The sequence below is a fragment of the Pseudopedobacter sp. genome (assembly GCF_040392825.1).
Classification (GTDB): Bacteria; Bacteroidota; Bacteroidia; order Sphingobacteriales; family Sphingobacteriaceae; genus Pseudopedobacter.
The window spans coordinates 1-4,096 of sequence record NZ_JBEBVH010000316.1 but is presented as its reverse complement, the minus strand read 5'-3'; the positions used below and the strand labels follow the sequence as shown (position 1 = coordinate 4,096).

The window sequence follows — 4,096 nt, the reverse complement described above, 5'->3', positions numbered from 1 at the left end:
GACTATTAACGCAGCGTCCTTACACATTAGCCTTACAGAGACACTGCTGGAAAGATGAGATTCCACATGCAAGGAAATATCATTCAACAGACACTTCCATGGCTAAGAGCACCTTTCAATCCCCCCTTGCCGGATAAATCAAAAAGCAGCTGCAGGCAACAGCACTTAGTACTGCCAAGCATCCTAATCCCGAAGGGAAGCCTTTGGCTCGAAGTGGTTTTGCGTTCGAATTAGCCTCAACATTCATAACCTGCTGACAGCAAAAAGACAGCACAGATGCTTTTTGATGAGCGGGGAGATGTGTGAAGGCATATCGGGATTGAAACAGCTTTTTGGCTACTTTTCAGCGGAAAAGTGGCTAGACCCGGCCGGTCATGAGGCTGGAAAGGCAAGAGCGCAGGACAATTAGCATTTGTCGCAGCTATAGATTTAAACGATTAACGCAGTGTCCTTACAGAGACACTGCTGGAAAGATTATGTCAATAAAGCGAGTCTGAAGACCCGTTTTCATTTGATAATTTATAGAGACTCTTCATTTAACTCTACAAACAGACGAGGACAGGTAAGGTTCGTCATTTTGACTGTAGGGAAAAACCCCATAAGAAAGGTATCACTCACGCAATAAGATGCTTCCCGTCTTCAGCAGAACAGTTGAAACAGGACAATCCTCTTCTACTATGCATAACTAACTAACTAACTAAAATCATATTTCAATCTTTTTTGCGTTAAATTTGTTATTGATTTAATCATGAAAACAGTATCTTCTTTAATCTCCCTTTTCCTTTTAATCATAAGTCTGAGTGCTTGTGGACAAGAGAAGAAAAATTCGGCAGCTGCCCCCTCCTCTTCTACAACGTACAATAAACTTACTAAAGAAGAAGAACAGGTGATTATTTATAAAGGCACAGAAGCGCCTTATTCTGGTAAGTTGCTAAACAATAAGCAAAAAGGAATTTATATCTGTAAGAGATGTAATTCGCCTCTGTACAGATCGGAAGATAAATTTGATTCAGAATGTGGCTGGCCAAGCTTTGATGATGAAATTAAGGGTGCCGTTATGAAAATCAGAGATGCAGATGGCCGCAGAATAGAAATTATATGCTCGAAATGCAAAGGTCATCTGGGGCATGTTTTTTATGGCGAAGGCTTTACGCAAAAAAACACCAGACACTGCGTAAATTCTGTATCCATGGCCTTTATTCCTGATAAAGCAAGATAAGTAGATATATCCGAACTAAACTGCATCAAATTCCTTTGGGTAACGCACAGTTCCGTTTATTCCTTTCAGTCCATCTTCTATTAAAGCAATACACATAAATGCGGCTTCCGGGACCTCGAACGGAGCATTTATATTATAATTGGATGCTTTATCGAAACCGTGTTTTGGATAATAACCTTCATGTCCTAATACGACAACAGAATGATAGCCTAAATTTTTAGCTTCTGATAAACCCTTTTTAATTAATCTGGTTCCTATACCTTGTTTTTGATAAACGGGCAATACAGCCATAGGAGCTAAGCTCAAACTGTCGTGTTCAACGCCGCCATCATCAATTTTAATCTTCGTAAAAAGGATATGTCCCACAACATTTTCGCCATCAACAGCCACTAATGACAGATCGGGAATAAAAACATTATTATTTTTTCTTAGCGAATTCACCAGGCGAGCCTCGGCATTTCGTCCGAATGCAGACTGATTAACATGATAAATGGCCGGGTAATCCGCAGGCTGTTCCTTTCTTATTTCTATCATTTCAAGAATCTATCTTCTATTTCCAAAATATCATACTCCGGGCAACCGCCTTCTAGGGAAGTAACTAACCCAGACAATCTCGAAGCAGTATCAAGGCATTTAATAATATCCGATCCGCTTACACGTTCGCTTAAGAAACCTGCAAGGAAAGAGTCGCCACTTCCCACAGTATCTTTAACTTTTACTTTCTTCGCCTCATAATCCAGTTTTTGGTTATGATCGTAATAGCTACCACCTTGCTCCCCTTTAGTTACCAAGATCTCTTTTACTGCGAAGTTTTTAAAAATTCCATCAACAATTTGATTTTCGGATTTCCCAAGAGCAAAATGCTCGCCTAAAATTACAGTTTCTGTTTCGTTCAGCTTAACCAAATCCGATTGTGACAGTAGATATTGAATGACCGACATATCTGCATAGGGTTTGCGTATATTAATATCAAAAACCTTGTATTCGACATACGCTAACATTTGATACAATGTTTTTCTTGAAACATCATTCCGGCAAGCGAGACTTCCATAAACCAGTGCATCTGTCTTTTTTAAGATATTTTTATGTTGGTCTTCAAAAGAAATAAAATCCCACGCTACCGGAGAGACTATATCGTAAACCATTTCATTCGGTCCAGCCAATGTTGCTATGGCTTTTCCTGTTTGGTACTGTTTGTCTTTTTGAATCAAGTGATAGGGCAACGATAGCTCTTCTATAAACCGGATCAGTCTATCGCCTTCTTTGTCACTCCCAACTCTGCTTATTATCCCAGAGTCTATCCCTAATTTTTTTAGATGATAGGCTACATTTAGCGGTGCCCCTCCTATTTTTTTATGTCCATTTGGCAATATGTCCCAAAGCACTTCCCCAAAACATAAGATCTTTTTCATATTGATGGCAATTATAAGATTTATCCTGACAAGGTAAAACTCGTTGTTTTTATTCCCAAATGTTTTAAAAGGTATCTCCTAATGTTTTAGAACAATCGACTCCACAGTGGTACTATCAGGTTCCCTTCCACAAAAAAAATTCACCTGGATCAAGTTTATGCTGTTTATTCCTTCTGATTAATAATTCCAGCTGTCGGTCCTGAATGAAGATGCCGGCAGATTGTATTTATTGAACATATCTCCAACCACCCATCCTTTGAATGCATAACGAACAGATACCGGCTCTTTAACCCGTTCTGAATAAACTATTAGGGTATTACCTTTCTCTATCCGGGCTTTTGCCGGATAAAAAGTTTTATCTGCACCTGCTATTTCGAAATTCTCTGAAATGCTATCTTTAAAATAGAGCCCTTCGGCATAGTCAAAATGTAGCTTAATTTTATCGTCCTGTATTTCCATTCTTTTATATACAGGTCCTGAATAGGGAATCTTTTTACCATAGGCCTTAGCCATGGCCAGTTTAAAAAATCTGTCTGCTACCGGCTTTTTTGCCGCCGGATGAATGTCTTTTTCTTCTCCTATATCTAACAATACTGCCATGCCTGAATTAGGAATTTCTTTTAATGCATGCAGTTGTGCTTCCCTTAAATAAGGAGCTTTCCAATTGGCACTTTTATAATCCCAGGGAGCTATCTGCGCATATAAGAAAGTCATGCTTCCGCTTTGCCATCTGTGCCTCCAATCTTTCACCATTGCCGGAAAGAGTTTGGCATACAAACCGGGGTCTTTAACATTATGTTCTCCCTGATACCAGATAAATCCTTTGGCCTTATACGGAATTATGGGATTTATCATGCCGTTGAACAGACCTACAGGTGTATTTTTATTACTAAAAGTTTTGTCTTCTTCTGCAGGTAAGTTTACGGCAGAAAATGATTGCAGACTTTCGCGGCTCATCCATCCCTGTATAGCAGTCCCGCCCCACGCGACCTGTATAATTCCTATCGGAACTTTCAGTTCTTTTTCTAGTTGATATGCAAAATAGTAGGCAACAGCACTAAAATTGGTTGCAGATTGGGGCGAAGCGTGTTGCCACTTTCCTGCTATATCTTTCTGAGGTAGCCCTTTCGATGTGGTATTGCTCTTAAACAATCGGATCTTCTTATTTGCAGCGTTATTGATAAGCTCTTCACCTCCCTGAATTTTCTGATTAGAAAAGCCTTTCAATGGCATCTCCATATTGGATTGTCCCGATGCAATCCAAACTTCGCCTATCAAAACATCATCTAAAATAGTTTCGTCGCCATCATTAAGTAGTATTTGATAAGGGCCTCCTGCTTTTGGTGTCTGGATACTGATGTCCCATTCACCAGCTTCATTGCTTTTTACAGTGTATATTTTCCTACTCCAGCTTGTACGCAATGTTACAGCTTTGGCTTTTGCTGATTTTCCCCAAATGGATACA

At 39.6% G+C, this 4,096-nt stretch carries 4 protein-coding genes; 1 reads left to right on the top strand and 3 read right to left on the bottom strand.

All coding sequences use genetic code 11. The annotated features are described in order from the left end of the window. The first annotated feature begins 748 nt into the window (after positions 1-748). On the top strand, positions 749-1,219 hold the full coding sequence (locus tag ABWO41_RS16140) for a methionine-R-sulfoxide reductase (protein WP_353140244.1): 471 nt from the start codon (positions 749-751) through the stop codon (positions 1,217-1,219). A 15-nt stretch (positions 1,220-1,234) separates the two neighbouring features. On the opposite strand, the gene ABWO41_RS16135 is transcribed toward ABWO41_RS16140, so the two are convergent. From ABWO41_RS16135 to ABWO41_RS16125, 3 genes are all read right to left on the bottom strand, one after another. After that, a complete protein-coding gene (locus ABWO41_RS16135; protein WP_353140242.1) occupies positions 1,235-1,753 on the bottom strand; it encodes a GNAT family N-acetyltransferase in 519 nt (172 codons plus the stop codon). Then, complete coding sequence (locus tag ABWO41_RS16130; RefSeq protein WP_353140241.1) at positions 1,750-2,631, bottom strand: carbohydrate kinase family protein; 882 nt, start codon at positions 2,629-2,631, stop codon at positions 1,750-1,752. Before ABWO41_RS16130 ends, ABWO41_RS16135 begins: the two co-directional genes overlap by 4 nt. Positions 2,632-2,808: 177 nt before the next feature. After that, positions 2,809-4,096, bottom strand: a 1,288-nt coding sequence (locus ABWO41_RS16125) for a sialate O-acetylesterase (RefSeq protein WP_353140239.1), incomplete at its 5' end; no start/stop codon positions are given.

Coding starts and splice junctions, on each gene's coding strand:
- ABWO41_RS16135 (WP_353140242.1), bottom strand. CDS start 1,753: ATGATAGAAATAAGAAAGGAACAGCCTGCGGATTACCCGGCCATTTAT.
- ABWO41_RS16140 (WP_353140244.1), top strand. CDS start 749: ATGAAAACAGTATCTTCTTTAATCTCCCTTTTCCTTTTAATCATAAGT.
- ABWO41_RS16130 (WP_353140241.1), bottom strand. CDS start 2,631: ATGAAAAAGATCTTATGTTTTGGGGAAGTGCTTTGGGACATATTGCCA.